Source organism: Nocardia sp. NPDC004068, from assembly GCF_042874315.1.
Lineage (GTDB): Bacteria > Actinomycetota > Actinomycetes > Mycobacteriales > Mycobacteriaceae > Nocardia.
In genome coordinates this window covers 89,664-116,661 of record NZ_JBIAMW010000003.1, presented here as the reverse complement: position 1 = coordinate 116,661, position 26,998 = coordinate 89,664, and the positions used below count along the sequence as shown (strand labels likewise).

27 protein-coding genes are annotated in these 26,998 nt (G+C 69.7%); 10 read left to right on the top strand and 17 right to left on the bottom strand.

Annotated features, from left to right (window positions below):
* Positions 1–5: 5 nt before the first annotated feature.
* Complete coding sequence (locus ACFYTQ_RS08095) at positions 6–527, bottom strand: EXLDI protein (RefSeq protein WP_387358162.1); 522 nt, start codon at positions 525–527, stop codon at positions 6–8.
* Positions 528–654: 127 nt separating this feature from the next.
* Here ACFYTQ_RS08095 and ACFYTQ_RS08090 point away from each other — a divergent pair, with 127 nt between their 5' ends.
* Genes ACFYTQ_RS08090 through ACFYTQ_RS08075 form a run of 4 tightly spaced genes read left to right on the top strand, consistent with a single transcriptional unit; the run spans position 655 to position 5,145 of the window.
* Complete coding sequence (locus tag ACFYTQ_RS08090) at positions 655–2,325, top strand: thiamine pyrophosphate-binding protein (RefSeq protein ID WP_387358160.1); 1,671 nt, start codon at positions 655–657, stop codon at positions 2,323–2,325.
* Entirely contained in the window at positions 2,322–2,981 is a 660-nt protein-coding gene (locus ACFYTQ_RS08085; RefSeq protein WP_387358158.1) for an SRPBCC family protein, read from the top strand. The genes ACFYTQ_RS08090 and ACFYTQ_RS08085 overlap by 4 nt, the downstream gene beginning before the upstream one ends.
* 8 nt (positions 2,982–2,989) lie before the next feature.
* The gene (locus ACFYTQ_RS08080) at positions 2,990–4,015 is read left to right on the top strand and encodes a 3-oxoacyl-ACP synthase III family protein (protein ID WP_387358156.1); all 1,026 of its coding nucleotides are present in this window, start codon (positions 2,990–2,992) and stop codon (positions 4,013–4,015) included.
* Positions 4,012–5,145 (top strand): aminotransferase class I/II-fold pyridoxal phosphate-dependent enzyme, encoded by a 1,134-nt coding sequence (locus tag ACFYTQ_RS08075; RefSeq protein ID WP_387358154.1) that lies wholly within the window; start codon positions 4,012–4,014, stop codon positions 5,143–5,145. The genes ACFYTQ_RS08080 and ACFYTQ_RS08075 overlap by 4 nt, the downstream gene beginning before the upstream one ends.
* Positions 5,146–5,148: 3 nt before the next feature.
* Here the strand turns inward: ACFYTQ_RS08075 and ACFYTQ_RS08070 are convergent, their stop codons facing one another.
* From ACFYTQ_RS08070 to ACFYTQ_RS08055, 4 genes are all read right to left on the bottom strand, one after another.
* A complete protein-coding gene (locus tag ACFYTQ_RS08070) occupies positions 5,149–5,889 on the bottom strand; it encodes an anti-sigma factor family protein (protein WP_387358152.1) in 741 nt (246 codons plus the stop codon).
* Positions 5,886–6,410 carry a sigma-70 family RNA polymerase sigma factor gene (locus ACFYTQ_RS08065; RefSeq protein WP_387359161.1) on the bottom strand — a complete coding sequence of 175 codons (525 nt, stop codon included), beginning with the start codon at positions 6,408–6,410 and terminating at the stop codon, positions 5,886–5,888. Before ACFYTQ_RS08065 ends, ACFYTQ_RS08070 begins: the two co-directional genes overlap by 4 nt.
* Positions 6,411–6,540: 130 nt before the next feature.
* A complete protein-coding gene (locus ACFYTQ_RS08060) occupies positions 6,541–7,155 on the bottom strand; it encodes a YqgE/AlgH family protein (RefSeq protein WP_387358150.1) in 615 nt (204 codons plus the stop codon).
* Between the two features lie 59 nt (positions 7,156–7,214).
* A complete protein-coding gene (locus ACFYTQ_RS08055) occupies positions 7,215–7,544 on the bottom strand; it encodes a GNAT family N-acetyltransferase (RefSeq protein WP_387358148.1) in 330 nt (109 codons plus the stop codon).
* A 154-nt stretch (positions 7,545–7,698) separates the two neighbouring features.
* Here ACFYTQ_RS08055 and ACFYTQ_RS08050 point away from each other — a divergent pair, with 154 nt between their 5' ends.
* A complete protein-coding gene (locus ACFYTQ_RS08050) occupies positions 7,699–9,243 on the top strand; it encodes an alpha/beta fold hydrolase (RefSeq protein WP_387358146.1) in 1,545 nt (514 codons plus the stop codon).
* A gap of 68 nt (positions 9,244–9,311) precedes the next feature.
* Positions 9,312–10,439, top strand: a complete 1,128-nt coding sequence (locus ACFYTQ_RS08045; protein WP_387358144.1) for a glycerate kinase — start codon at positions 9,312–9,314, stop codon at positions 10,437–10,439.
* Between the two features lie 101 nt (positions 10,440–10,540).
* Here the strand turns inward: ACFYTQ_RS08045 and ACFYTQ_RS08040 are convergent, their stop codons facing one another.
* Entirely contained in the window at positions 10,541–10,882 is a 342-nt protein-coding gene (locus tag ACFYTQ_RS08040; RefSeq protein ID WP_387358142.1) for a winged helix-turn-helix transcriptional regulator, read from the bottom strand.
* 123 nt (positions 10,883–11,005) lie between these two features.
* Here ACFYTQ_RS08040 and ACFYTQ_RS08035 point away from each other — a divergent pair, with 123 nt between their 5' ends.
* On the top strand, positions 11,006–11,878 hold the full coding sequence (locus ACFYTQ_RS08035; RefSeq protein WP_387358140.1) for an NAD(P)-dependent oxidoreductase: 873 nt from the start codon (positions 11,006–11,008) through the stop codon (positions 11,876–11,878).
* A gap of 3 nt (positions 11,879–11,881) precedes the next feature.
* Here the strand turns inward: ACFYTQ_RS08035 and ACFYTQ_RS08030 are convergent, their stop codons facing one another.
* From ACFYTQ_RS08030 to ACFYTQ_RS08010, 5 genes are all read right to left on the bottom strand, one after another.
* Positions 11,882–12,124, bottom strand: a complete 243-nt coding sequence (locus tag ACFYTQ_RS08030; RefSeq protein ID WP_387358138.1) for a helix-turn-helix transcriptional regulator — start codon at positions 12,122–12,124, stop codon at positions 11,882–11,884.
* Entirely contained in the window at positions 12,114–12,965 is an 852-nt protein-coding gene (locus ACFYTQ_RS08025) for an ABC transporter permease (RefSeq protein WP_387358136.1), read from the bottom strand. The genes ACFYTQ_RS08030 and ACFYTQ_RS08025 overlap by 11 nt, the downstream gene beginning before the upstream one ends.
* Complete coding sequence (locus ACFYTQ_RS08020; protein WP_387358134.1) at positions 12,962–13,891, bottom strand: ABC transporter ATP-binding protein; 930 nt, start codon at positions 13,889–13,891, stop codon at positions 12,962–12,964. The genes ACFYTQ_RS08025 and ACFYTQ_RS08020 overlap by 4 nt, the downstream gene beginning before the upstream one ends.
* An 87-nt stretch (positions 13,892–13,978) precedes the next feature.
* Complete coding sequence (aroQ, locus tag ACFYTQ_RS08015) at positions 13,979–14,410, bottom strand: type II 3-dehydroquinate dehydratase (protein ID WP_387358132.1); 432 nt, start codon at positions 14,408–14,410, stop codon at positions 13,979–13,981.
* A 28-nt stretch (positions 14,411–14,438) separates the two neighbouring features.
* Positions 14,439–15,050 (bottom strand): hypothetical protein, encoded by a 612-nt coding sequence (locus ACFYTQ_RS08010; protein WP_387358130.1) that lies wholly within the window; start codon positions 15,048–15,050, stop codon positions 14,439–14,441.
* A 238-nt stretch (positions 15,051–15,288) separates the two neighbouring features.
* On the opposite strand from ACFYTQ_RS08010, the gene ACFYTQ_RS08005 reads away from it, so the two are divergent.
* A complete protein-coding gene (locus ACFYTQ_RS08005) occupies positions 15,289–16,968 on the top strand; it encodes an NTF2-like N-terminal transpeptidase domain-containing protein (protein WP_387358128.1) in 1,680 nt (559 codons plus the stop codon).
* Between the two features lie 4 nt (positions 16,969–16,972).
* Here the strand turns inward: ACFYTQ_RS08005 and ACFYTQ_RS08000 are convergent, their stop codons facing one another.
* From ACFYTQ_RS08000 to ACFYTQ_RS07990, 3 genes are read right to left on the bottom strand one after another with little or no spacing between them, the layout of a single operon-like run.
* Positions 16,973–17,392, bottom strand: a complete 420-nt coding sequence (locus tag ACFYTQ_RS08000; RefSeq protein WP_387358126.1) for a DUF3054 domain-containing protein — start codon at positions 17,390–17,392, stop codon at positions 16,973–16,975.
* Positions 17,393–17,409: 17 nt separating this feature from the next.
* On the bottom strand, positions 17,410–18,492 hold the full coding sequence (locus ACFYTQ_RS07995) for a YbhN family protein (RefSeq protein ID WP_387358124.1): 1,083 nt from the start codon (positions 18,490–18,492) through the stop codon (positions 17,410–17,412).
* A gap of 4 nt (positions 18,493–18,496) precedes the next feature.
* Positions 18,497–19,984 carry an adenylate/guanylate cyclase domain-containing protein gene (locus tag ACFYTQ_RS07990; protein WP_387359159.1) on the bottom strand — a complete coding sequence of 496 codons (1,488 nt, stop codon included), beginning with the start codon at positions 19,982–19,984 and terminating at the stop codon, positions 18,497–18,499.
* A 301-nt stretch (positions 19,985–20,285) separates the two neighbouring features.
* Between ACFYTQ_RS07990 and ACFYTQ_RS07985 the strand changes: the two genes are divergently transcribed.
* Complete coding sequence (locus ACFYTQ_RS07985) at positions 20,286–21,422, top strand: AI-2E family transporter (protein ID WP_387359157.1); 1,137 nt, start codon at positions 20,286–20,288, stop codon at positions 21,420–21,422.
* 225 nt (positions 21,423–21,647) lie between these two features.
* Entirely contained in the window at positions 21,648–22,292 is a 645-nt protein-coding gene (locus ACFYTQ_RS07980; RefSeq protein ID WP_387358122.1) for a DUF1707 domain-containing protein, read from the top strand.
* A 9-nt stretch (positions 22,293–22,301) separates the two neighbouring features.
* On the opposite strand, the gene ACFYTQ_RS07975 is transcribed toward ACFYTQ_RS07980, so the two are convergent.
* From ACFYTQ_RS07975 to trmB, 3 genes are read right to left on the bottom strand one after another with little or no spacing between them, the layout of a single operon-like run.
* A complete protein-coding gene (locus tag ACFYTQ_RS07975; protein ID WP_387358120.1) occupies positions 22,302–25,433 on the bottom strand; it encodes an MMPL family transporter in 3,132 nt (1,043 codons plus the stop codon).
* Positions 25,433–26,176, bottom strand: a complete 744-nt coding sequence (locus ACFYTQ_RS07970; protein ID WP_387358119.1) for an NYN domain-containing protein — start codon at positions 26,174–26,176, stop codon at positions 25,433–25,435. The genes ACFYTQ_RS07975 and ACFYTQ_RS07970 overlap by 1 nt, the downstream gene beginning before the upstream one ends.
* Entirely contained in the window at positions 26,173–26,958 is a 786-nt protein-coding gene (gene trmB / locus ACFYTQ_RS07965) for a tRNA (guanosine(46)-N7)-methyltransferase TrmB (protein ID WP_387359155.1), read from the bottom strand. Before trmB ends, ACFYTQ_RS07970 begins: the two co-directional genes overlap by 4 nt.
* Positions 26,959–26,998: the final 40 nt, after the last annotated feature.

The following is a 26,998-nucleotide window of genomic DNA, read 5'->3' as shown; positions in this document are numbered from 1 at the left end:
TTACGTCAGATGTCGAGGTCCTCGATCTGCGGGTGCTCGGCGAGATCGCGGACGCGGGCGTAGAGGCTGTCGGGAATCCTGCCCTTCAGGTCGGTGATCGAATCGAAGGTGTCCAGGGTGAAATCACCCCAGTCCGGATCGACGACGCCGAGCATGCGACGCCAGTCGGTCAGCTCCTTGATCCAGTTCTTGTGGGTCTGGGTCGGGTACTCCGACCACTTCGAGATCTGCGCGTGCAGCGCGAATCTGCCCTTGCGCGTACGCCATACCCGCAGGTATCGCCAGTCCTGATCGTTGACGTCGCGCGACTCGCCCAGCAGCGCGCCGGAGAAGCGCACCTGCCGGGCGCCGTTGCGGCCGACCCGCACGACCACCTCGTCGTACCCCTCCTGCCGCCCCTCCTCGAGTTCGATGAACCGCCGCAGGGCCGTCACGATCGCGCCGGACAGATTGCCGCCCACCAGCTCCTGCGCGCGCTGGAACAAGGGGAGGTCGTCGTCGGAGACGTACACGGTCTTGTTGGGCATGGCTCCACTATATGTAGACGTATACGTACAAGGCAAGCGGCGATGAACCCGACGGCGGAGTTTCTCGTATCCGGGTGTGAGAGCGACGGCGGACGTCCGCCCGCTCGAACCCCCGAAAGGAGTACGGATGCCGTCACGAGCGGTGGACTACCTGGTGCGGGCCGTGGCCGAACTCGGTGTCCGGCACATCTTCGGGGTGGACGGCGCCAATATCGAGGATCTCTACGACGCGATCTTCGACGCGCCCGACGAGCTGACCGCGGTGGTCGCCAAGCACGAATTCTCCGCCGCCACCATGGCCGACGGGTACGCCCGATCGACCGCCGGATTCGGGGTCGTCGCCGCCACATCCGGCGGCGGGGCCATGAATCTCGTTGCGGGACTGGCGGAATCGTTCGCCTCGCGAGTCCCGGTGCTGGCCCTGGTGGGACAGCCGCCGACCGCGCTGGCGGGCGCGGGCGCGTTCCAGGACACCAGCGGGCTCGCCGGAACCTTCGACGCCGCACGGATTTTCGAGCCGATCTCGTACTTCTGCGCGCGCGTGACCGACGCCGCCGACCTGCCCGACCAGCTCGAGCGCGCCGTGCACGCCCTGCACCGGGGCGGGCCCGCGGTGTTGTTGCTGCCCAAGGACGTTCAGCAGGCCCCACTCGCGGCCGAACCGTTCCGCCCGCCGCGCCGCGCGCCGCTGTCGGATCCCGCCGCGCTCGCCCGCGTCCGCGACGCCCTGCGCCACGGGCACGCCCGGGGCAAGGTGGCCCTCATCGCGGGCGATCAGGTGGCGCGCGACGACGCGCGCGGCGAACTGCGCAGGCTGGCAGCGGTTCTGGACGCTGCGGTCGGCGTCGCGCCGGACGCCAAGGACGTCTTCGACCACGACGAACCCGGCTTCTGCGGGGTGGCCGGGAGCATGGGGCATCCCGAACTGGTCGAGGCGGTCCGGGGCGCGGCGGTGTGCCTGCTGGTCGGCACCCGGCTACCGATCACCGCGCGCACCGGGCTGGACGAGGCGCTCACCCATCCGGCGCTGGTCAGCGTGGGAGCCGAAGCGCCGTACGCGGATTCGACGCACGCCCAGACCGGCGACCTGGCCGCCGCGCTCGCGGAGCTGGCCGACGATCTGGACGACGGGCGGGCCGCGACGAGCGCCGCGGCGCGCACCACCCCGCTGTCGGTGCCCGAGGCCACCGGACCCGGTCTGCGCTATCGGGAGATCGTCGAAACACTCGGCGCGGCAATGGAACCCGGCACCGACGTCTTCGTCGACGCGGGCAACACCGGGGCGGCCGTGGTGCATCACCTGCGGTTGCCGCGCGGGGGACGGTTCGTCGTCGCCCTGGGGATGGGCGGGATGGGGTACGCGTTCGGCGCGGGCATCGGCTCGGCCTTCGCGCGCCGGCGCCGCCCCGACGGCGGGGTGCGGCGGACCTTCGTCATCGCCGGTGACGGCGCTTTCTTCATGCACGGCATGGAGGTGCACACCGCCATCGAATACGACCTGCCGGTGACGTTCGTGATCTTCAACAACAACGCGCACGCCATGTGCATAACCCGCGAACAGCTCTACTACGGGGATCGCTACAGCTTCAACCGTTTCCGGCCCGCGCATCCCGGCGCGGGCATGGCGGCGATGTTCCCCGACCTACCCGCGTATTCGCCCGCCAGCGCGGACGAATTGAGTGCTGCCGTCCGCCGCTGCACGCAGCACCCGGGCCCGTCGTTCGTCTCGATCGACTGCGACCCGGACGAGATTCCGCCGTTTCTACCGTTCCTGTCGGCACCGAGGAGGCATTCGTGACCACCAGCGCCCTGCCCGCACTCAGCGATATTCCCGAGAAGGTGATTCCGGGAGTACTGCGCATCGAGAACTCCGATCGCGAGGCGACCACCCCGATCATCATGGACATGCTCCGGTCGGTGTATCCGCACGACCAGATCTACGGCGACTTCTGCCCGGTGCAGGGGTATATCGACGCGCCGCCGCGCGAGCTCTACGAGTATCTGGCCGACACCCGCTCGCTGGAGGAATGGACCTACAGCCTGCGCGGATTCGTGCCCACCGAGCGGCCGGGGCTGTGGCTGGCCTACGACCGGCTGGGCCCGGAGACCAAGATCTACACCCGCACGGTCGCCAATCCCGAGGCGATGACCGTCGATTACCACTGCGCGTGGGATCAGGGCGAACACCTGTGGATGATCTATCTGATGCGGGTGGTCGACGCGCAGGTGGTGTTCGATAAGCCGGGCTCGGTTGTGCTGTGGACGAATTGCCGTCACCCGTTCTACGACGAGAATCCCTATCCCGAGGCCGCGCCGCCGAAACGCCCGGTGTGGGTGGGCGATTTCTGGGAGATGTTCTCCGCGGGCCACCAACTGGAACTGGACAACCTCAAGGCGATCGCGGAATACCGTGCCGCGCACGGCCTTCCGATCAAACCCGAGTGGATGAAATGAGATCCGGCATGGACACGACAGCACCACCGGTGAGCCTGGTCGACGTGGCGAGCTACCTGCCCGGCGAACCCGTCGGCACCGAATACTTCACCCAGTTCTCCCGTTCCGAGCGGATGGCCAAGAACGTCATGTTCCGCGCGCCCAAGGCCCGCCACCACGTCGACCGCGACGAGACGGCGGTGGACATGGTCGAGCGCGCGATCGCGCCCTTGGTGGAACGCCATGGGCGCGAGGCGATCTCGGGTGTGGACGTGCTGCTCACCCACACCCAGCTGCCCACCAATCCCGTCCTCGGGTGCGGACCGGAGGTGGCCCGGCGACTCAACATGCGCCCGGACCACGTGATCGACGTGCACAACGGCGGCTGCGCGGCCTTCGTGCACCTGATGTCGCTGGCCCGGATGATCCTGCGCACCACCGACGCGCGCAGCGCGCTGATCGCGGTGTCGCAGAACACGGCCGGTCCGGTGTTCACCCAGACCGATATCCGCGGCCTGGCCCAGGCGCCCGTGCCCGGCGACGGCTGCGGGGTGGGGCTGCTGGTGAAGAACGCCGACGCCCCGATCCTCGACATCGAGTGCCGGACCTATCCGGAGTTCGCGGGCGATATGGAGTTCAGCACCAACTCCGAGCGCAAGTACTGGGAGCCCGGCGAGGGCCAGGGCTGCGTGAGCTTCACCGAATCCAAGATCACCAAGGTGTTCGCGCGCGGCAACCGGCTGGTGCCCGAGGTCGCGCTGGCGGTGTGCGAGCGGATCGGGGTGAAGGCCCGCGACATCGACACCTTCGTCACCAATCAGCCCAACCGGCTGTTCCTGCGTAACTGGCACGACGCGCTGGAACTGCCCGCCGAACGCCATCCCGACACCTTCGACCGGTGCGGAAACCTGTTCGCCGCGGGCATTCCGGTGACGCTGGACGTGGAGAACTCCGCGGGCCGATTGCGGCCGGGCTCGGTCGTGCTCATGTCGGCCTTCGCGCACGCGGGCGACTTCGCGGCCGCGGCGGCCGTGCGGTGGGGAGCGACACGATGAGCAGCAGGTCGTGGCGCACCGAACCGACGCGTTCGCGGGAACACGAGGTGTCCCGTCCGGTCGGGCCGCGCTACGACCTGACGCTCAGCGAGAATCCGTTCCCGCCCCTGCCCTCGGTCCTCGACGCGGTGCGCAGCACGGTCGCGCACGCCAACCGCTACCCGGAGTTCCTGCCGCGGCGGCTGCCGAACCTGATCGCCCACCACCTCGGGGTGCCGCCGGACCGCGTGGTGGTGGGCGCGGGCGGCACCGGGGTGATCATGCAGATCATGCAGGCGCTCACCGCACCGCGGCAGCGCATGGTGTTCGCCGCGCCGACCTTCGACGGCTATCCGATCATGGCCGAGATGGTCGGGCTGGAATCGGTTGCGGTGCCGCTGGATTCGTCGGGGCGGCAGGATCTGTGGGCGATGCTGCGCGCGGTGGACGACCGCACCGGCCTGGTCGCGGTGTGCCGTCCGCACAATCCGACGGGCACCGTGGTTCCGGCGAGCGAGTTGAAGGCGTTCCTGTTCGCCGTGCCCCGGCACATCCCCGTCATCCTGGACGAGGCGTACGTGGAATTCCTCGGCGCCGGTGACCTGCTCGATCCGCTCGACCTGGTCGCCCGGTATCCGAATCTGCTGGTGCTGCGCACCTTCTCCAAGGCGTACGGTCTGGCGGGACTGCGGATCGGGTACGTTTTCGGCGCGCCCGAACTGGTGAGCCGGGTGCGCCGGTTGCAGGTGCCCTTCGGCATCCCGGAGACGGCGGTGGCGGCGGTGACGGCCTCCTACGCCGCCGAATCCGAGCTGGCCGAGCGCGTCCTGCGGATCACCACCGAGCGGGAGCTGTTGCGAACGGCGTTGCGGCGGGAGGGTTTTCGGGTGCCGCGCAGCCGCGCGAACTTCCTGTACCTTCCCGGTTCGGGGATCGCCGACACACTGGCCCGCGCGGGTATCGCGGCGAAGGGGTATCCGGACGGCAGCGCGCGCATCGCGGTGGGCGATCCGGCCGCCGCGGCCGCGGTGCGGCACGCGCTGAATCATCCCGCGGGCGACGGCATCCGGCGCTCGCTGCGGCGCGACGACACCAATCTGTGGTCGCTGACCGTGCGGGCCACGCCGGACGAGGAGAGCCTGCGCCGCTAGGCGTCAGATCGCCGAGCGCAGGATCGTCGCGCCCTTGGCGCGGATCTCGACCGCGGCGATCTGATCCGGCGGCACGTCCGTCGTGCGCGTCAGGGTCAGATCGTCGCCGGGCCCCGCCGTCCAGCCGACCAGCTCGGCGGTCAACCCGGTTCGCGAGGTCAGCCAGAGTTCGAAGTTCTCCTGGTACGGGGAGGAGCCGGGCGCGTAGCGGCACGACATCTCCACCGTGGCCCGCCCGCCCGCGTCGATGATCCTGACGGTGGCCGAGACGGCCGTCGCCGCCAGCGGTTCCAGTTGCCGCTCGGCCACCACCTGCCCGGTCGCGGCCACGGACGGGGTGTCCCGATGGGTCACGCCCACGGTGATCGGGACCGCGACGGCGACCGCCGCGGCCGCCGCCAGCACCGCCGCGCCCGCCGCCGCGAGCCGTCCCCTCCGGCGACTCGCGTCGGTCCGGCGCACCAGCCGGGGCAGCAGTTCCGGCGTCGAATCGGGTTGCGGCGCAACGGGTTCGGGACGATGATTGGTCCGCTCGTGCAGCGGTTCGGGCTGCGGATCCACCAGCGACAGGGCCACGGCCGGTTCCACGCGGCCGAGCAGACTCGGCAGCCCGGCCAGCTCGGCCACCGCGGCCCGGCAGGGGCGGCAGGTGGCCAGATGCTCCTCGTATTCCAGCCGTTCGGCCCGATCGAGCGCGCCGAGTACGTACGGCGCGTCCCACGTCGCGTACTCGTCGTCGGTCACTTCGTCACCCCCATCTCCTGTAGTGCCGAGCGCAGCGCTCGCATGCCGTAGTGCATTCGGGATTTCACGGTGCCTTCGGGAATGGCCAGTTCGGTCGCGATCTGGTGGGTGGACAGGCCGCGGTAGTAGGCCCGTACGATCACCTCGCGATGGTCGGTGCTCAACCGGGCGAGCGCGTCGGCGATGAGCCAGCCGTCCAGGGCGCGATCGGCCTGATCGGGGCTGGCCTGTTCGGGCGGATTGTCGGTGCGGTACTCGCGCCGGCGCCGGGCGCTGCGATGTTCGTCGACGGCCATGTTGCGGGCCACGGTGAACAACCAGGCCCGCGCCGACGCGGTCGACTGATCGAGGACGTGCGGTCGCTGCCACGCCCGCAGCAGCGTCTCCTGCACGATGTCCTCGGCCCGTCCCGAATCCCCGACGAGGCTGTAGGTGTAGCGCCACAGCGCGGTCGCGTGCTCGTCGTAGAGCACCCGCAGCAGTCGCGCCTGCGAGGAATCCCCGTCGGTCCCGTCGGGAATCGGCGGACCGACGCGGGACGGCTGCGTGTCGGCCCCGTCGCGGGGCGTCCAGGATGAGCCCGCCACGAGCTCACCGAGTCAGTCGATGTGACGATCGCGAGAAAATGCCCACACTGGGTGAATACGTATCTCAGTTGCGTTCTGGTTCGATCGGATGTGTGGCGAGCAGCGACAGCGGTAACGGCTGGCGGCGCAGCACCTGCGCCCACAGATCGGTGCGCCCGGCGATCGGGTCCGACGGCAGCGCCGAGAGCACGATCCAGTCGCCGCGTTCCAGTTCGCCCTCGAGCTGACCGAAGGTCCAGCCCGCGTATCCGGCGAAGACGCGGATGCCCTCGATCAGCGGCGCGACCAGATCCGGATCCGAGTCCAGATCCAGCAGGGCGACCCGGCCGTCCACCCGGCGCAGGCCCGCCACCCGATCGATCGACGCGCCGACCCGGACGGTGGCCAGGCACAGGGCCGCGTCGCGTTTGACCGGACCGCCCAGATACAGCGCGCGCGGCGGGGCGGCCAGTTCGGCCCAGCGGGGCAGCACGTCGTGAATGGCGGTGTCGCTGGGGCGGTTCAGCACCACGCCCAGACTGCCCGCGTCGTTGTGCTCGACGATGTACACCACGGTTCGGCGGAACGACGGCTCGACCAGATCGGTCGCCGAGATCAGCAGCGTGCCGGGCCGCACCGTCTGTTCTTCGTGCCGGAATTCGCGTCGCGAGCGATCGCCGTGTTCCTCTGCGCGTGCCACTAGGTCATCATCGCACCGGATCAACCCGTACGCCCGCTCGAGTTGTGTCCGTTTACCGCTTATCCCGGCAAGTTGTCCGGCAGGCCGAATCGTTCGCGCGCCCAATGGGGGACCAATGCGACATATTGCGGCCGCGATTCCACGAAATGATGGACCATCGGGCACAGCGGCAGAATCCCGAAACCCTCGTCGCGGGTGTCGTCCAGGGCCGCCTGCACGAGTTTGCGGCCGTAGCCCTGGCCCTCGTAGCGCGGATAGATCTCGGTGTGCACGAAGGCGCGTTCCCCGGCCGTGTCCTGATATTGCGCGATTCCGGCGAGATTGCCGTCCACCCGCAGTTCGAAGCGCGCTTGCTCGGTGTTGTTGCTGACTGTCAGCGCTGCTGTCACTCGTCGAGCCTAGAACCCGAGGGTTGCCGAGTGTGCGCGGATGGCCCGGCTTGTCGCGTTCGAGTTGTCGGCGGGGGTTCGGCTGCCCAGAATGTTCGGGTCGAGGGTGAGGCGGCCCCGTGCGCGGGCGGCACGACCGGAGAGATTGACGCAGATGGCGACACGAACGGTGACCCGCGCGACGGTCGGGATGTTCGCGGCGGTGCTGGCGGCACACCTGGTCGGCGGGGTGGCCGGCGCCGAGGCCGCGCCGGTGTTCGGCGCCTGCCCGGCGGGCGCGGTGACGCCCGGCAACGGGGCGCAGTGCGCGGTGATCACGGTTCCGCGCGACTACACCTCCCCCGCGGGACCTCGAATCGAGTTGACCGTGAGCCGGATTCGCGCCACCGGCGAACGCTGGGGGACGATCTTCGCCAATCCCGGCGGCCCCGGCGCGGACGCGCTCGACTACTGGTCGCGGCGGGTGCGGGAACTCCCGGCCGAACTCGGCGCCCACTACGACCGGATCGCGGTGCAGCCGCGCGGCATGCGCTGGTCCACTCCGTTGGACTGCCGGTCGCCCGACGGCAGGGACCGCCCGCCCACCCGGGCCGCGTGCGAGGCCGCCCAGCCCGGCTACGTCGACACCATCACCACCGAGAACACCGCGCGCGATCTCGACGCCGTGCGGTCCGCGCTCGGCGTGGACCGCATCGACTTCCTCGGCATCTCCTACGGCACCTACCTGGGCGCGGTGTACGCGGCGCTGTTCCCGGGGCGCGTGGACCGAATGGTGTTGGACTCCAATGTGAATCCGCACTGGGTGTGGACCGAGCAGTTCGCCCAGCAGCAGGTGGCGGGCAAGCAGCGGTTGGACGATCTGTTCGCGTGGATCGCCGCGCACGACGCCGAGTACCACCTCGGTGACACCCCGCTGCGGGTGTATCAGAACTGGGTGCGGCTGGTGGTCGCGCAGGGCGGCGGCTGGTACGCCAATCTCACCCCGCCGCCCGCGACCACCGCCGACGTGCCCGCGACCGTACCGCCGCCGCTGGCCGACATCGCCCGCGACGGTTTCAACGGCAGCCGCGACCAGATCGGCCAGGCCCAGAATCTGGCCCGCACGCTGGCCTCCGGCGGCGCCTCCGCGCAGGTCCCGCTGCTGGCGGCCACCTCGGTGGCCACCTACACCCGCGGCTTCTGGCCGAGTTTCGCCCGGGCCATGGCCGACACCGACACCAACCCCGACGACACCCGGATCATGCGCGCGCTGGAGGGCGTGACCTCGACCGACCCGACGGGCCGAGCCGTCTTCGCCGCGATCACCTGCAACGAGAACGCGATCGAGGGCAGGCCGGAGCTGATCGGCACGGCGGCCGCCACCGTCGCCTCGGGCGGCAACGCCCTCGACGCCCGCGCCGACCTCATCCGCTCCGGCATCGCCTGCGACGACTGGCCCGCCGTCACCACCCCGGTACCCATCGCCGACAACGGTTTACACACCCCACCGCTGGTCTTGCAGAGCCGCCACGACGCCCTCACCCAATACGAGGGCGGCCCGGCAACAACCGCCGCCCTGAACGGCCACCTGATCACAGTCGACGGCGGCGACCACGGCACCTTCGGCCGCGGCAACACCATCCTCGATGAGGCGGTCCTGACCTACCTGCACACCGGTGCGGTGACCATAGACCACGCCGACCAGGCTCCCCTCGGCTGACGCGGCGGTGGTGGCCCGGCGGGGGATCAGCTGATGCGGTGATGGTGGGCGGGCAGCAGAATGTCGGGATGCGGGAGAAGCGGGTTCGGGTTGTCCTCGCGCCGGACAAGTTCAAGGGTTCGTTGAGCGGGCCCGAGGTGGCGGCGGCGCTGGCGGTCGGGATCGCGCGGGTGCGGCCCGATGCGGAGTTGCGCTGTTTGCCGGTGGCCGATGGTGGGGATGGGACGGTGGACGCGTTCCTCGCGGCCGGATGGGATCGGGTGACGGTGACGGCGGGCGGGCCCACCGGGGAGCCGGGCGAGGCGGTCTACGCTGTGCGTGACCAGACCGCTGTCATCGAACTCGCGGCGGTGGTGGGTCAGGAGCGGCTACCCGACGGGATTCCGGATCCATTGCGCGCCAGCACCTTCGGGCTCGGTCAGGTCGTCGCGCACACCCTCGATCGTGGGGCGCGCGAGATCGTGCTGGGGCTGGGCGGCAGCGCGTCCACCGATGGGGGAGCGGGCATGTTGCGGGCGCTCGGGCTGCGCGTACTCGACGCTGCGGGCCGCGAATTGCCCGAGGGGGGAGCGGCTCTCGCGAACGCGGACCGCATCGATCGCGCCGGACTGCACCCGGCCCTGCGCGAGACGCGGTTCGTCCTTGCCAGTGACGTGGACAATCCTCTTCTCGGAAAACGCGGGGCCGCAATGGTTTTCGGCGCACAGAAGGGCGCGGACGCCGAGCAACGCGCGATCCTCGACGCGGCCCTGGCGAACTGGGCCCGCGTCGTCGCCCCCGAGACCGCCGACCGCCCCGGCGCGGGCGCCGCCGGAGGCACCGGCTTCGGAGCCATGGCGGTCCTCGACGCCGTCGCCCGCCCCGGCATCCGAGTCGTCCTCGACCTGATCGACTTCCAATCCCGCATAGCCGACGCCGACCTCGTGATCACCGGCGAGGGCTCTCTCGACGAACAAACCCTCCACGGCAAGGCCCCCCTGGGCGTGAGCGAGGCCGCCCGCGCCGCCGGAATCCCGGTGATAGCCGTAGCCGGCCGCTGCCTCCTCACCGAACCCCAATGGCGCCGAGCCGGTTTCACCGCCTGCCACCCCCTCTCCGACCTCGAACCCGACCCCACCCGCTCCATCCCCGCCGCCGCCCCCCTCCTGACCCAACTAGCCACCCACCTAGCCCTCACCTACCTTCCCCCTGCCTGACCAACCCAGCCGCACCCTTTATTCGAATCCGCACCCCTTTCAGAGCCCCACAACGGGTGCGGATTCGAATAAGGGGTGCGGCTGGGTTGCCGGGCCTGGGGTCAGGCCGGGGGTGCGAGGCGGTGGCGGTGGCGGTCGCCCCAGTCCTCGAGGGGTTTCAGGGCTTGGGCCAGGTCCTCGCCCAGGGGGGTGAGCGAATATTCCACGCGGGGTGGGATTTCCGGGTAGATCTCGCGGTGGACGACACCGGCGGACTCGAGGTGGCGCAGATTCTCGGTGAGCACCTTCTCGCTCACGCCGGGCAGGAGCGCGCGGATCCGCCCGAAGCGCTGTGGACCCTCGCCCAGTACCCACATCAGGTGCATGCGCCACTTGCCGCCGACCACGTCGATGGCTATCGACATGCCGCACACCTGGTGATCCGTATCACTCGCAGTCGTCACCGCGTCCTCCTGACCGTATTGCGTACGTCTCGGTAAGCAACCGCATCCGCACGTGCGTTATTGCCCGATCCTCCGCTCGGCACAACCATTCCCACCAGGGACATTACGGAATCGGAGGAATACATGCAGCCACAACGATCGGTCACCGTCATCGGTCTCGGACCCATGGGCCGGGCCATGGTGCGGGCCTTCCTGGACGCCGGGGTGGCGGTGACGGTGTGGAACCGCAGCCCCGAGAAGGCCGCGGCCATGGCCGAACTCGGGGCGACGCGCGCGGCCACCGTGGCCGAGGCGCTCGACGCCAACGAGGTGATCGTGCTCAGCCTCACCCACTACGCCGCCATGTACGACGTCCTCGGGCAGGCCCCGGATCACCTGCCGGGCAAGGTGATCGCGAACCTGTCCTCGGACTCGCCCGAGAACGCCCGCAGGGGCGGGGCCTGGGTCCGCGAGCACGGCGCGCGGTTCCTCTCGGGCGGCTTCATGTCGGCGGGAGACAACATCACCCACCCCGCCTCGTACCTGTTCTACAGCGGGCCGCGGGTGGACTTCGAGGCGCACGCCGACCTGCTGCGGCCGTTGAGCCCGCAGGAGTACCTGGGCGACGACGACGGTCTCGCCCAGGTCTTCTACCAGGCGCTGCTGACCGTGTTCCATCCCTGGACGCTGGGCTATCACCAGGCCCTGGCGCTGATCGAGAACTCCGGGCACGACGTCGCCCGCTTCCTGCCCTACGCGCTGCGCTCCCACGAGGCGTTCCCGTTCTTCATGACCGAGTACGCCGCCAGCGCGAAGGCCGGCGGCTGGGGCGATCTCGCGAGCTACACCATGATGGTGGCCGGTGCGCAGCACATCATCGACGCCAGCGAGGAGGTCGGCGTGGACGCGTCGCTCTCGCACGCGGCACACCGCTTGTGGCGCAAGGGCATCGAGGCCAATTCCAGTGCGGGCGAACCGATCCCGCTGTACCGGCTCATGCGCGGCGAAACCGCCTGACGCTCAAGCGGTCTCGGTGGACGACCCCAGCCGCGGGAACGGCCGGGTGGAGAACACCACCTCCACCGGCACCTCGAAGTACTCCGAGATGCGCAGCGCCAGATGCAAGCTCGGGCTGTACTCGCCGCGTTCCAGATATCCGACGGTCTGATAGTGCACCCCGAGCGCCTCGGCCAGCTGCCGCCGTGAGATGCCGCGCTCGGCGCGCAGCATCGCGATGCGGTTGTAGATGACCTCAGTAGGCACGCGCCATCGCCTTCTCGCGCCGGGCCGCGACATGGGAACCCGATTCGCGACGGGCCATGCGCCGCAACACGATCGGGGCCACCGTCAGCCCGAACGCCGCCCACACGCCGAGCACCCCGAACGTCTCCCAGTGCCGCCACGACTGCCCGAGTTCGACGACCGCGGCCTCCGGCGGCAGCAGGGCCGACCGCATCCCGAGCCCCAGCCAGTAGATCGGGAACACCTGGGCCAGGCCCTGCACCCACCCCGGCATCGAGGTGATCGGATAGAAGACGCCCGAAACGGCCACCAGACCCATCACCGGGAAGGAGACGAACCCGATCGACCGCGGGCTCTCGAACACCGAGCCCACGATCGCGCCCAGCGGCAGCGTCGCCAACAGGCCCAGCAGCAGCACCCCGATAAACAGCGCCCACCCGCGCGGACCGTCCAGCCGCAGCCCGCCCAGCACGGTGAGCCCGAAGATCAGCACCACCGCGACCTGGATCAGCACGATGCCGGACACGGTGACCAGCTTGCCGATGAGATAGCCGACCATCCCGTTCGGAATCGCCTTGGCCCGCAACAGGGTGCCGTCCTCGCGGTCCAGCGCCAGGTACTGCCCGATGCCGAAGATGCCGTTGGAGGCGATCAGCATGCCCATGACGCCGGGCAACGCCAGCGCGCCGAGCCCGAAGCCCGTCCCGCCGAAGTGCCCGTTGCGCATGAAGAACAGTGCTACCAGAAGAATGACGGGCCACAGGAACTGGGTGAACAGATCCATACCGTTGGTCAGGTTCTGTCGCAGTTCGATCAGCCCGCGGGTCAGCCCGGACCGCGTGGCCACGCCGAGCGAGATCATCGGGTCACCTCCTCGAGCGTGTGCGTCGCGGTGTCGAACTGTCCGGACTCGAAGCGCTGGACCAGCGTCATATAGGTGTCCTCGAGCGAGGCCCGGCGGACCTCGAGCTCGTCGATCCCCTCGCCGTACTGCTTGAACAGCTCGTGGACGAATTTGGTGGATTCGGTGGTGGTGTGGACGAACCGCTGCCCGTCGCGGGTCCAGCGGATCTCCGCCTCGCCCTGGATGCGGCGCGACAGTTCGTCGGCCGAGCCGTCGGCGATGATCCGCCCGCCCGCCAGGACCAGGATGCGGTCGGCGAGCTTCTCGGCCTCGTCGAGATCGTGGGTGGTGAGCAGGATCGTGGTCCGCTCGTCGTCGGCGAGCCGGTGGATCAGATCGTGGAACTCGCGTCGCGCCCGCGGATCGAATCCGGCGGTCGGCTCGTCGAGGAACAGCAGTTCGGGCCGCCCGACGATGCCGATCGCCACGTCCAGGCGGCGGCGCTGGCCGCCCGAGAGCGTGGCGATCTTCTTGTCCGCCTGTTCGGTCAGGCCGACGGCGGCGACGAGTTCGTCCGGATCCCAGGGCCTTCGGATGGCGGGGGTCGTATAGGGCGCGTAATAGGTGCCCAGGTGGGCGAGCAGTTCCCGCACCCGCCAGCGGCCGTGGTCGCGCCAGGACTGGAGCACGACGCCGATGCGCGCGCGCCAGTCCTCGCGCCCGTGCGCGGGATCGGTGCCGAGCACCGTGACCTCGCCCGCGGACCGCATCCGGAACCCCTCGAGCACCTCGATGGTGGTGGTCTTGCCCGCGCCGTTGGGGCCGAGCAGCACCAGCACCTCGCCGCTGTGCGCGCGGAATGTCACGTCCTGCAATACGTCTCGGTCGCCGTAGCGCATCCGCAGACCGCGGACGTCGAGCGCGATCCGGTCGCCTACCGTCATCCTGCCCTCCGTAGTAATACCAGGATGGTATGTAGCATATCTACTACATGGACGGGCGGGCAAGGGTGCGGCGGGGGCGATCGGGAATCAGGCTGGCGCGCAGAGGAATTCGATGGCGGCGGCGTACCCCTGCACGCCCATCCCCGCGATCACGGCCGTGGCGATGGGCGAGATGTAGGAGTGGTGCCGGAATGCCTCGCGCGCATGGACATTCGAGATGTGTACCTCGACGATCGGCACCTCGGGGATCACCAGCGCGTCGCGCAGGGCGACCGAGGTGTGGGTGAGCCCGCCGGGGTTGATCACGATGGCGGACTCGGCCCCACGGGCGGCGTGGATCCGATCGATCAGTGCCCCTTCGTGATTCGACTGGAAGGCCACGATCTCCCGGTCGAACCGCGCGGCCGTGCGGCGGCACAGTTCGACCACGTCGTCGAGGGTCTGCGCGCCGTAGACCTCCGGTTGGCGGACGCCGAGCATGTTCAGGTTGGGGCCGTTGAGCACGAGGATCGGGGCCATGCCCCGAATCTAGCCGGTCGGGTCCGGCTCAGAGGCCGCGCGGCCCCTCGGCGCGCAGGCCGTCGACCTTGCGCATGGCCGAGCGCAACTCCTCGAGCCACTCCTCGGCATGTTTGCCCGCCAGCTTCACCGTCCACGCCAGGGCGTCGGCGCGGGATCGGGCCACGCCCGCGTCCACCAGGGTGTCGAGCACCTTGCGCTCGGGCTGACGCAGCCGGGTCATGACCGGAACGGCCAGGTGGGTGAACATGATTCGCTCGCCCTCGACCGAGACGCCCCAGGCCACGCTGCGGCCGTAGCGAGCCTGCGCCTCCTGGGCGATCTGCATCCGCGCGGGCCGGGTGGATTCGCGGAAGCGGGCGACCGCGCCGTCGCGGGTGGCCCGGGGGACCGAGCCGGCGGGCGGTTCGGCGTCGGCGGGCTGTTCGGCGTCGGTCGGGCCGGAATCGGGGGTGGGCAGGGGGAGTTCGCCGATGACGACGATCTCGTCGCGATCGATCTCCACCGTCGGCGTACTGACGAACCAGTCCGCGGGCAATCTTCCCGCGAACCAATCGGGGGCGTCCGCGGCGTCGGGGAGGTCGGCCTGCTGCCAACCGCCGGGACGACCGAATCCGCGTCCTCTGTGTCCGTGTCGCATGAGTAATGCCTCGCTTGTCTGTGCAAGAAGTGTTTCAGTGATTACAAGATTACGGCGAAATGCGACGCGCGGGTTGCGCTCTGGGAGAACGAGGTCGGGTGGCGATTCGGCAACGGTGGCCGACGATTCGGCGACCGGTGCCCGGGCTGCGTCGAATCGGGCACTATTGTGGTCGCTGAGCATGGTGAATTTACCGTTGGTCTTGTTGCTGAAGTGTCAAGAGTGAAGAGTGGGCGATATGGATGTGTGGGGATCCCGCCGCTTTCGCGTTCGGGGCGCAGTGGCCGCCGGGACGGCTGCCGCCCTGGCGATCGCGCTGGGAGCGTGCGGGTTTCACGACACCCCGAGCGACCCCAGATCCATCGTCGAACGCTTCACCCAGCTGTTGGACAAACAGGACGCCACCGGTGCCGCGCAGCTGACCTCCTACCCCGGCGGGGCCGAGGCGACGTTGCAGCAGATCTTCGCCGGGCTCAATCCCGGCAAACCCGATTACGAGGTCGAGCAGTACATCGGCCTGGACGCCGACGCGGCCATGTTCAACCTGAAGGCGGACTGGAACTTCGGGCCCGGTAAGGATTGGACCTACGACCTCCAGGGCAGCATCCGCAAACTGGCGATCGGCTGGCGAATCTCGTGGGAGCCGAACGTGGTGATGCCGCAGCTCGACTACAAGCGCACGGTCAAACTGGTCAAGACCGACGCCACCCCGTCGCCGAAGGTGAACGACAACGCGGGCGCACCCCTGATGACCGAGCAGATCATCAACGTGATCAAGGTCGATCCGAGCCGCACCGGCGACCCGGTCGGGACCACCAACGCCCTCGCCGACGCCATTGCGCCGGTGGCTCCTTTGATCACCGGACCGTCGTTGATGCAGCAGCTCGCCGCCTCCCAGGGCAAGCCGATCGTCGCGGTGAACCTGCGCGAGGACGACTTCGCCATCCTGGAACCGCGAATGGCGCCGATTCCCGGTGTGGTGATGGAGAAGCAGCCGCAGCTGATCGCCGCGGACCGGCGCGTGTGGTCACCGTTGCTGGACGGGCTGCGCAAGGTCTGGCAGGAGAACCGGGATCAGCACGCGGGCTGGGGCGTTCAGCTGTTCGAGCCGGACGGCAAACTGGTCACCCAGCTCGCCGGGCAACAGGGACCGCCCGGCCCGGACATCGCCTCGACCATGGATCAGCGGTTGCAGCGGGCGGCCGAGGACGCCGTGGTCAGCGCGGGCACCGCGGCCTCGATCGTGGCCATCCAGCCGTCCACGGGGGCGGTGGTCGCCGCCGCGCAGAACACCTACGCCAGCGCGCAGGGTTCGGTGGCCTTCACCGGGGTGTACCCGACGGGCGGGATGAACGAGTTGTTCCGCGCGGTGGCCGCGATCGTCAAGAAGAAAGCGCCGCAGGACGTTTCGACGCAGGACATGGCCGAGGCCGCGGCCGCCGTCGGCGTGGGCATCGGCTTCAAGGTGCCCGGCCTGGACCAGACCACCGGCCGCCTGCCCATCGGCGGGCGCGGGGTGGAACAGGTCCGCCAGGGCGGCAACGATCCGATTCTCGCCAGCCCGCTGGGGCTGGCCGTCGCGGCGGCCGCGATCGCGCGCGGCGGCGTGGCCCCACCCATGATCGAAATCGGCCGTCCCGCAACGACGGAGGCCGACCTCGCCCCGCTCCCGCCCGAGGTCGTGGACCGGCTGCGCGGCATGCTGCGCGACGGACTCGCCGCCCCCGAACTGGCCAGCCTGCGCCGCTACGCCGATGTGGGCGCCTACGCCGCCACCGCGGGCACCAACGGCTGGCTGGTGGCCACGATGGGCGATCTGGCCTTCGCCATCCACATCGACGATGTCGACTCCGGCGACGCCACCGCCCGCATGGCCGCCCGCCTGCTGCAATCGCTCGCGGCCCCGGACGACAAATAGCGGCTCAGCTCAACGCCTTCCAGGCCCCGCGCCACCCCAGCAGGAAGAATCCGAGCACCACGGCCGCGACGATCACGAAACTCACCGCGACGCCCTGCCCGCTGACCGCGCGCAGGACCATGCCCCCGATCAGGGTGCCCAGCCAGACGACCACGCCCGTGGGCCAGAGCCGCCGGGCGTCGAACCCCGTGAGCACGGCCGTGGGCAACCGCCCCCGGTCCTCGAAACCGCGCGCGGCCGTGGACGATTCGGCGCGCGCGAACAACCACAGGGCCAGCAGCCAGCCCAACAGCAGCCCGCTCGCGAAGGGCCAGAACGTGCGGAGCAGGCCGGGCAGGACGGCCTCGTCGTGGCTGCGCCTGCCGATGGCGCAGAACACGAGCACCAGCAGGGCGTCGAGCGCGAGCGGCACCAGTTTCGTCACGCCGCCAGGGTAATCGGCTAGTACCGGCTCTCGAATTCGCGCTCCAGGGCCGCGTCGTCGGCGTGCGGCTTGCGGAACAGGAAGGCGAACACGATCCAGCCCACGATCGCCACCAGGATGAAGCTGATCAGGCGGTAGACGAACGCGGCCGAGACCGCCTGGGCGGCGGGCAGTCCCGCGGCCGCGGACAGGCTGTAGACCAGGGTGAGTTCGACGTAGACCAGGCCGCCGGGGGCCAGCGGGATCGTGCCCACCGCCTTGCCCACGCTGAACGCGATCATCAGCCCGGCGACGCGGGGTTCGGCCCCGACCGCGTAACAGGCCGCCGCCAGGCAGGCCACATCGCCGAGGCGGTGCATCAGGGCCCACAGGGTGACCAGGGCCCCGTCGCGGCGGCCCAGCTCCACCGATTCCAGCTGCCGCAGCGTCTCGGCGAGTTTGTCGCTGCCGTCGTCGGGCCGGTGCCCGCGAATCCGGTTGACCAGGTGCAGGATTCGACGGCCGAGTGCCCGCACCGAACCCGGATGACGCGAGGCGTAGTTCCCCGCCCACACCAGCAGCACCACCCCGCCCAGCGTCGGGATCAGCTTGCCCGGCCCGATCCGATCCCCGGCCAGCACCGCGCCGCCCACCCCGAGCAGCACCATCCCGGCCGCGGCCACCACCCCGGACATCGCCAGCTGCCAGGACGCCAGCACCGGGCTCGCGCCCCAGCGCCGGGTCTGCCGATAGGTGAACGCGGTGGAGAACACCTGCCCGGCGGGCAGGGTCACCGACATCGCGGTCGCGCCGTAGACCACCGCGACCGATCTGCTCTGGTTCACATTCACGCCACCGGCGTGCAGGAGCTGTTTCTGGATGCGGCCGTAGCCGTCCATGGAGACGGCCTGCATCAGCACGCAGACCGCGACCCAGCCCCAATGGATCTCGGTCAGGGTCCGCCAGGATTCGTGCAGCCGCGGCCACAGATACACGCCCTCGACCACCAGCAGGGCGGCCACGGCTACCACGAGTATCCGCTTCACCCAGCGCAAACGCCCCCGACGACGGGGCCGCACCGCGGACGGGGGGCCGTCGGCGGAGTCACCATCGGCCGTCACGAGGTCAGCCTAACAGCGCCGAACCCTCCTTCGGCCAGGCCAATTGGGTCTTGCGGCGGCGGCCGCGCAATTGGACCTCTTCGCCGGTATTCCAGAATTGCTGCTCGAACCCGTCGGCGAAATACAGCGCGCTGCCCGAGGCGAGGACGCGGCCGGGATGTTCCTTGGCCAGTTCGGTCAGCCGGGACGCCTCGTTCACCGGATCGCCGATGACGGTGTACTCGAAACGGTTGGCGGCGCCGATGTTTCCCGCGACCGCCAGCCCGGCCGACACGCCGATGCCGATGTCCAGACCGGGCACCTCGCGCAGGGCCTCGCGCAGTTCGCGGGCGGCGGCGAGCGCGGCGGTGGGCGCGTCGGGACGATCCAGGGGCGCGCCGAAGATGGCCAGCGCGGCGTCGCCGACGAATTTGTTGATCAGGCCGCTGTGCCGGTCGACCACATCGACCACGATCCGGAAGAACTCGTTGAGCAGGCTCACCACCTCGGTCGGCGGGCGCTCGGCCGCGGTGGCCGTCGAACCGACCATGTCCACGAACAACACCGCCACGAACCGGGTCTCGCCGCCGAGTTCGGTGCCGTACTCGAGCGCGCGGCGGGCGACCTCCTCGCCCACGTGCTGACCGAACAGCTCCTGGAGTTCGCGGCGCTGCGCGGCCTCCTCCATCATCCGGTTGAATCCGACCTGGAGCAGCCCGATCTCGCTGCCGTCGAACACCTCGACCTGCACATCCCGCGCGCCCTCCTGGACCCGGTCGATCGCGCGCGAGAGCTGCCGCACCGGATCGGAGATGCTCGAGCCGGTCAGCATGGACAGCGCCAGCGCCTGCAGGATCACCACCCCGCACAGCAGCAGGATCGACACCGCCAGCGAACGAGCGGAGAACTGCACCTGCGAGGTGATCTGGGTGACGCACAGCAGCACGATCGCGATGGTCGGCGCGAAAGTGCCCATGCCCCAGGTCATCGCCATGCGGGTGCCGACGCCCGGGGTGAGGGTGTGGTCGAAGGTGCCGGTCTGCAAGGCGTGCGCGGCCACCGGGCGCAGGATGCGCTCGCCCAGCATGTAGGTGAAGCCGAACACGATGGTGGCGGCCATACATTCGGTGACGATCACCGCGCCCGCGAGCCGCGGCGTGTCGGCGATGATCGACCACGCCAGCACAGCCCCGCCGACCAGCCACAGCGCCAGATGCACGATGGCCTGCCGCAGCGGCGCGTGCAGCGCGGCCATCTGCTCCTGCCGGCTCGGCGGCCCGCCGCGCATCTGCCAGCGCATCACCGGCCGCAGCATGAGCGCCGACGCGGTCACGCTCAGCGCCCCGCCCACGAGGAAGACCAGCCCCGGCACCAGCACCCCGGTCCGGCGAATCCCGTTGGGGCTGCCCTCGGGCGCGGGCAGGCCGTACTGGATGAACGCGTACACCAGAATCGCACCGAAGGCGTTGGCCGCCAGCATCGATGCGAGGTACAGCGGCCAGCGCGTTCGCATGGTCTGTTTGACCGCTTCGAGGGTGGGCGCCGACACGATCACCAATCTAGCGCCAGCCCCTCGCACACACGTGCCCACGCCGGGGGCGTGGCAGTCGCCGGGCCGCGTCCGCGCGGCCGTATTCGCCCTCGACAGCGGATATCGAAGCGGGCGGGGCCGGGCGACAAGGTATTACGCGCGTGCCCGCGCGGGCCGGGGCGGATAGGCTCGCGACGTGAACGAGGGCACGGAGATCCAGGCGACCGCCGGTTCGGCGCGGAGATCGGGGGCGGAGCGGGCGCGCAAGCCGGCGGCCGACGCCGTGCATCCGCTGGTGCGCGAGGCCGCCGAGTGGTGTTGGCGGCTGCTGATCATCCTGGTCGCGGTGCTGGCCGTCGCGTGGCTGGCGCACAAGTTGACGACGGTGGTGATCCCGCTGGCGATCGGGCTGCTGGCGGCGGCGCTGCTCTCGCCGGCGGTGGACTGGATGCAGCGGGTCGGGGTGCCGCGCGGGCTCGCGGTGTTCGTGGCGCTGATCGGGTCGCTCGGGCTGGTGGCGGGCATCTTCACGTTCGTGATCGAACAGGCCGTCACCGGTGTGCCGCAGCTGACCGACGAATTCAAGACCAGCATCCATCAGATCCAGGACTGGCTGATCAACGGGCCGCTGCACCTGAGCAACGACCAGATCCGCGACGCGGGCAATACGATCATCAAAACCGTTGAGTCCAACCAGGATTCGCTCACCAACGGCGCGCTGACCACGGCGGCGGCGATCGGCGAATTCTTCACCGGCGCGTTCCTGACGCTGTTCATCCTGATCTTCTTCCTCTACGGCGGCGACCACATCTGGGACTTCCTGACCCGGATCGTGCCGACCCCGCAGCGCGAACGGGTCCGCACCGCCGGGCGGCTGGGCTTCGGCACGCTGATCGGGTTCGTGCGCGGCACGGTCATGGTCGCGGCGGTGGACGCGATCGGCATCGGCGCGGGCCTGGCGATCCTCGGGGTGCCGCTCGCGCTGCCGCTGGCGTCGCTGGTGTTCATCGGCGCGTTCATCCCCATCGTCGGTTCGGTGCTGGCCGGTTCCATCGCGGTGTTCCTGGCGCTGATGACCAAGGGCTGGGTGACGGCGGTGATCGTGCTCGGCATCACGGTGGCGGTCATGCAGCTGGAAGGCCATGTGCTGCAACCACTCCTGCTGGGCCGCGCGGTCGACATCCATCCGCTGGCGGTGGTGCTGGCGATCACCACCGGCGTGGTGCTGGCCGGAATCCCCGGCGGCCTGCTGGCCGTCCCGTTCGTCGCGGTCCTCAACACCGCCATCCGCTCCCTGCTCGCCGACAGCCCCGAGGAGCTGTACGAGCTGAACACCGGCGACGACGAGCCCCGCCTGTTCCACGCCGAACCCGACGAGCCCACCCCCGGCCGCTACGACCCACCCGCCCCCGCCACCTGATCGGGCCACCCGAACACGCGCGGCACCTGGCCCAGCGGATCAGGGGTTGCCTGCGCACCTGATGAGGCCCCCTAGGCCCAGCGCACCAGGGATTGCCTGCGCACCTGATCAGGCCCCGAGGCCCAGCGGATCAGGGATTGCCTGTGCACCTGATCAGGCCCCAGGCCCAGCGGATCAGGGATTGCCCTGATGTGCGGGAGCCGTCGCGTCGGTAGCCTCGATCGCATGGGCGAGACGGTTTCTCCCGCCGTGGGCGATCGGGATCTGCGGGTGTCGGATGCCGAGCGGGAACACGTGGGGATGTTGCTGCAACGGGCGGTCGGGCTCGGGATGCTGTCGCTGGGCGAGTTCACCGAGCGGATGGACACCGCGCTGGCCGCCAAGACGCGCGGCGAACTGAACGCGGTGCTGATCGATCTACCCGGGATTCGCCTTGCGGGACAGCCGAATTCGACGCCTCGGCCGCAATACGCGCCGCCGCCGAGCGCGCCCGGATCCGCGGGCAATGTGATCCGCGCCCGCATGTCCGGGGTGACCCGCAAGGGTCCGTGGCAGGTGCCGCCGACGCTGTATCTGAACAACTACCTGTCCGGCGTCACGCTCGACTTCACCCAGGCCGTCATGAGCACCCAGGTGGTGGAGGTGCGGCTCGACGATTTCTGCAGCTCGCTGACGCTCATCCTGCCCGCCGAGGCGACCGCCGACCTCAACGGCGTGGAGCTGATCGGGTCCAGCGCCAACAACAAGGTGCGCACCGGGCCGCCGATGGGTCCGCTGCACCTGGTCGTGCACGGCCGCACCCGGTTCGGTTCGGTCACCGCCAAACACCCCTTCGCCGCGCAGTGGCGGCGCATGATGTCGGGGTTCTGAGTCCGCCGATCAGTCGCGGTTCTGGCGGCGGAGCAGTTCGTTCACGCTGACCGTGCGGCTCGGGTTGCCGGGCTGCTTGGGACCGTCGGCGTCACCGGCATTCGGGCGGCGACGGGAGGCGCGCAGATCGGACATCCACCGTTCGATGCTGCTGCGATCGGCCGGATCGGGTTCCGGCGCCGAATCCGCCTCGGGCGCGGGCGTTTCCACGCCCCGCTGCTCCGCGCCCTCGGGCGCGCGACGTTCCGGCGCGCTCTCCACATCCCGCTGCTCGGGCCGTGGGTAGTACCGTTCCGCACTGTCCGCGCCCTGCTGTTGGGGCCGCGGGAAGTGCTGTTGCGCACTCTCCCGCTCAGACTGTGGGTAGTGCTGTTCCGTGCCCTGCTGCTCGGGCCGTGGGTAGTGCTGTTGCGCACTCTCCGTGCCCTGCTGCTCGGGCCGCGGGTAGTCCCGCTCCGCACTCTCCGCGCCGCCCTGTTCGGGTTCGGGCCGCGCGTAGTGCTGGGCCCGGCTCGCCGGGTGCGGCTGCGGTTGGGGCGGGAGGACGCGCGGGGTGGCCCCGACGGGGGCCGTCGGCGCGGCCGGGTCGACGCCTCGGACGGGCGGGGCCAGACGCGGCGGCGCGGCGGGCCGGGAGACCTGGGGGGTGGACACACTGGGCAGTTGCGGCGGCGTCGGCGGCCGCGAATCACCGTGCGGCGCAATGGTTTCCGACCGAGCCGTCGATCCGGCGTCCGGTTCGGGCGGCGCGAGCGGAACGACCGGCGGCGGCGTCACCCGGGCCGCGCCCTTCTTGGGCACCCGGCCGAAACGTTCGGTCGGCGCGTCGGGATCGGCGTCGCGAACGAATCTGGCGCGCTTGGGTTTCCGGGCCGGTTTGGCCGGGGTGCCGTCGGGCAGCATGGGGATCTGCATGGTCACCGGATCGGTGACCGGCGTGGTCTTGACCAGGTCCACGACGTCCTCGTCGCCGGGCCGCTCGCTGTGCAGCATCGGCTCGCCGAGGCCCACCCGCTGCTGGATGCGCTTCATCCACGCGGGCGCCCACCAGCAGTCGTCGCCGAGCAGCTTCATCGTCGCGGGCACCAGCAACATGCGCAGCACGGTCGCGTCGATCAGCAGCGCCGACACCATGCCGTAGGCGATGTACTGCATCATCACCAGATCCGAGAACGCGAACGCCCCGGTCACCACGAGCAGGATGAGCGCGGCCGCGGTGATGATGCGCCCGGTCTGCGCGGTGCCGATGCGCACCGCCTCGGTGGTGGACGCGCCCTGGGCGCGCGCCTCCACCATGCGCGACAACAGGAACACCTCGTAGTCGATCGACAGGCCGTAGATGATCGCGATGATCAACACCAGCACCGGCGCCATGATCGGCTGCGGCGTGAAGTTCAGCAGTCCCGCGCCGTGCCCGTCGACGAAGATCCACGTGAGAATGCCCAGCGTGGAACCCAATCCGAGCGCGCTCATGAGCGCGGCCTTGATCGGCAGCACCAGCGAACCGAACGTCAGGAACATCAGCAGCGTCGTCGCGAACAGCACCAGCGCGATCATGATCGGCATCCGCTGCATGAGCGCGTCGAGGCTGTCCTTCATCAGCACCGGCTGCCCGCCGACGTACACCTTCACCGAATCGGGCACATCCATCGACCGCAGATAGTCCACGGTCTCCTCGGAGTGGTCCGGATCCTTGGGCTGGGCGTCGGTCTTCCACACGTCCGAACCCTTGGGCGGGAAACCCGGTGTGGGGAAGCTCTGGATCAGGCCGGGCGCCTTGCTCGCCTGCTTGATGACCGAGCCCACGGCATTGGTGTCGGTGCCGACGACGACCAGCTGGATCTTCTCGGTGCGGAAGGACGGGAAGAGGCGGTCGAACTCCTCCTGCGCCACGCGGGTCGGATTGTCCGGCGGCAGATAGCTTTCGCTGATCCCGCCGAACTGCAGGTTCTTCACCGGAATGATCAGCAGCAGCAGGGCGATGCACAGCGGGATGGCCACCTTCAGCGGATGCTTCATCACCCACTGGGTGCTGCGGCCCCACAGCCCGTTCTCCACCTCTTCGGCGGTCTTGGTCTTGCGCATCCACTTCAGGCCCAGCAGGTCCACGCGCGGGCCGAGGATGCTCAGGATGGCCGGGAGGATGGTGATCGAGGAGACCGCGGCCAGCAGCACGGTCGCGATCGTGCCGTAGGCCAGCGACTTCAGGAAGCCCTGCGGGAACAGCAGCATGCCCGCGCTCGCCGCGATGATCATGATCGCGGAGAACGTGACGGTCCGGCCCGCGGTCATCACTGTGCGGCGCACGGCCGCACGGGTGTCGTAACCCTCGGCCAGTTCCTCCCGGAAGCGGCTCACGATGAACAGGCCGTAATCGATGGCCAGACCCAGGCCGATCATCGACACGACCGCGCCGACGAACGAGTTGACCTCGGTGAAGTTGGTGATGAACCGGACGATGCCGTTGGCGCCCCAGATGGTCAGCCCGCCGAGGATCAACGGCAGGGCCGCGGCCACCACGCCGCCGAAGATGAAGAACAGCAGCACGCCGACCGCCGGGATCGCCAGCACCTCCATGCGGTGCTGATCGTTGGCGATGGTGTCCTGGAGGGTGCCCGAAACCGCTTGCAGGCCCGCGATCTGCACGTTCACCCCGGGAATCAGGAACGCGTCCTTGACATCCCGGTAGTTGTTCATCGTGGTGGTGTCGTCGTCGCCCTTGATGGCGACGGACGCGAAGGCCACCTTCTTGTCCTGGGTCGCCAGGATCGACGAGTACTGCGTCTTCGAATTCGCGAGCCGCCAGTACGAGGCGTTGACGCCGGTGATCTGGTCGGGATGCTGCTGCGGCAGCGCGTTGAGCGAGTCGGTGATCCGCGCGCTGAAGTCGGGATCGTCGACCGTCTTCCCGTCCGGCGCGGTGTACAGCAGCAGCACGTCGCCGGTGTGGTCGCGCCCGTACGCCTCGTCGACCAGCCGGGCCGCCTGCGACGACTCGGCATTGGGATCGAACCACCCGCTGGAGCTGAGGTGCTTCTCCACCCCGAAGCCGTATCCGCCCATTCCGAGCAGCGCGGCGACCACCGCGGCGAGCACGGCGAAGCGGAACTTGAAGACCAGGTCGCCCCAGCGGGTGAACACTAAGCGACTCCTTGTGCGGGGCGGGAGGTGAGCAGGGCCGACAGCGGTCGGAAGGGCTGCAGCCAGGCTCCCTCTTCGGGCAGCGAGTCGAGGCTGACCCGGGGCAGCGGTTCGCGGAACACGCCCGGGATGTCCTCGAGGTCGATGAACTCGAGGATATCGGACGTCACCGCCCAACTCGCGTGCTCGCGGAATCCCAGTACCTGCACCGGAATTCCGCTGGTCGCGAGCGCCTCGAGCGGTTCGCGGAAGGCCTGTCCGTCGGCCGAGGCCACCATGATCCCGGCGAGCCCGGCGCCGCGGCGGCGTAATTCGATGTGCGCCAGCATATCGCTGTCGACATCGGAGTCCTCGTCGATCTTGGGCTTGGCGAACACCGCGTAGCCGACATTGCGCAGCGCCTCCACCCAGGGCCGCACCACATCGGCCGTGCCCGGGGCGATATTGGTGAACACGGTCGCCTCCGCCTCCACCCGATGCGGACTGCCCGCCGACAGTTCCGCCGTGCGCGCGAGCAGCCAGCGGCCCAGCGCGTCGAAGCGCGGGCGGTAGGCGGCCGTGGGTCTGCCGCCGAGGATCGCGCCCAGGCCCATATCCAGATTGGGGGCGTCCCACACCAGCAGCACCCGGCGCAGATCTCCGCCCGGCGGCAGCGCCGACGAGGTGCTCGGGCCCTCGGAGACACTGCCGTGCATTATTTCGGCAACATCCATGACCTCGTGGGCCATCTCACTGACGCTCATGCCTCGATCTTCCCCCAGATGAGCTCCGTAATGGCGCTACCGGCCCGATGCGCCTTGCCTTCGAACTTGGTGACGGGCCGATCGAAGCCGATCGGGGCGGTCGCGCGGAAGGTCTCGTCGTCGCCTCCGGCGGCCGTGTTCAGCCCGATGAGCTGGGGTTCTTCCGCGCCGACGGCGGCGATGTGCTCGGCGTAACCGGGGTGGTCGGTGGCCACGTGCAACACGCCGCCGGGCCGCAGCCGATTCGCGATGAGGGTCATGGTGGCCGGTTGCAGCAATCGCCGCTTGTGGTGGCGGGCCTTCGGCCAGGGGTCCGGGAAGAAGACGCGAACGCCCGTCAGCGAATTGTCGGCAATCATGTTTTCGAGGACGTCCACGGCATCACCGCGCAACAGCCGGATGTTCTCGATGCCCTCCCGCTCGATGCGGTGCACGAGCTGGGCCAGGCCCGGCTTGTACACCTCGATGCCGAGCAGGTCGAACTGCGGTTCGGCCTGGGCCATCGCCGCGGTCGCGGTGCCGGTGCCACAGCCTATCTCGACGATCAGCGGCGCCTCGCGGCCGAACCAGGCGGCGGTGTCGAGCAATTCGTCGCCCACCTCGCGTCCGATCCGCGGCCAGGTCCGCTGCCACGCCTGCTGTTGGCTCGGGGTGAGCGCGCCTCGGCGGGACCGGAAACTGGTCACGCGGGGATACAGGCGAGAGCCGGTGGCTGTGGACCGCGGCCCCGGGACTGTCTCGGCAGTGTGGTTCGCGGCGTCGTTCACTCGTCCATTGTCCAGGTTCGATCATCGGCGCAGCAATCGACCGCATCCCCGGGGC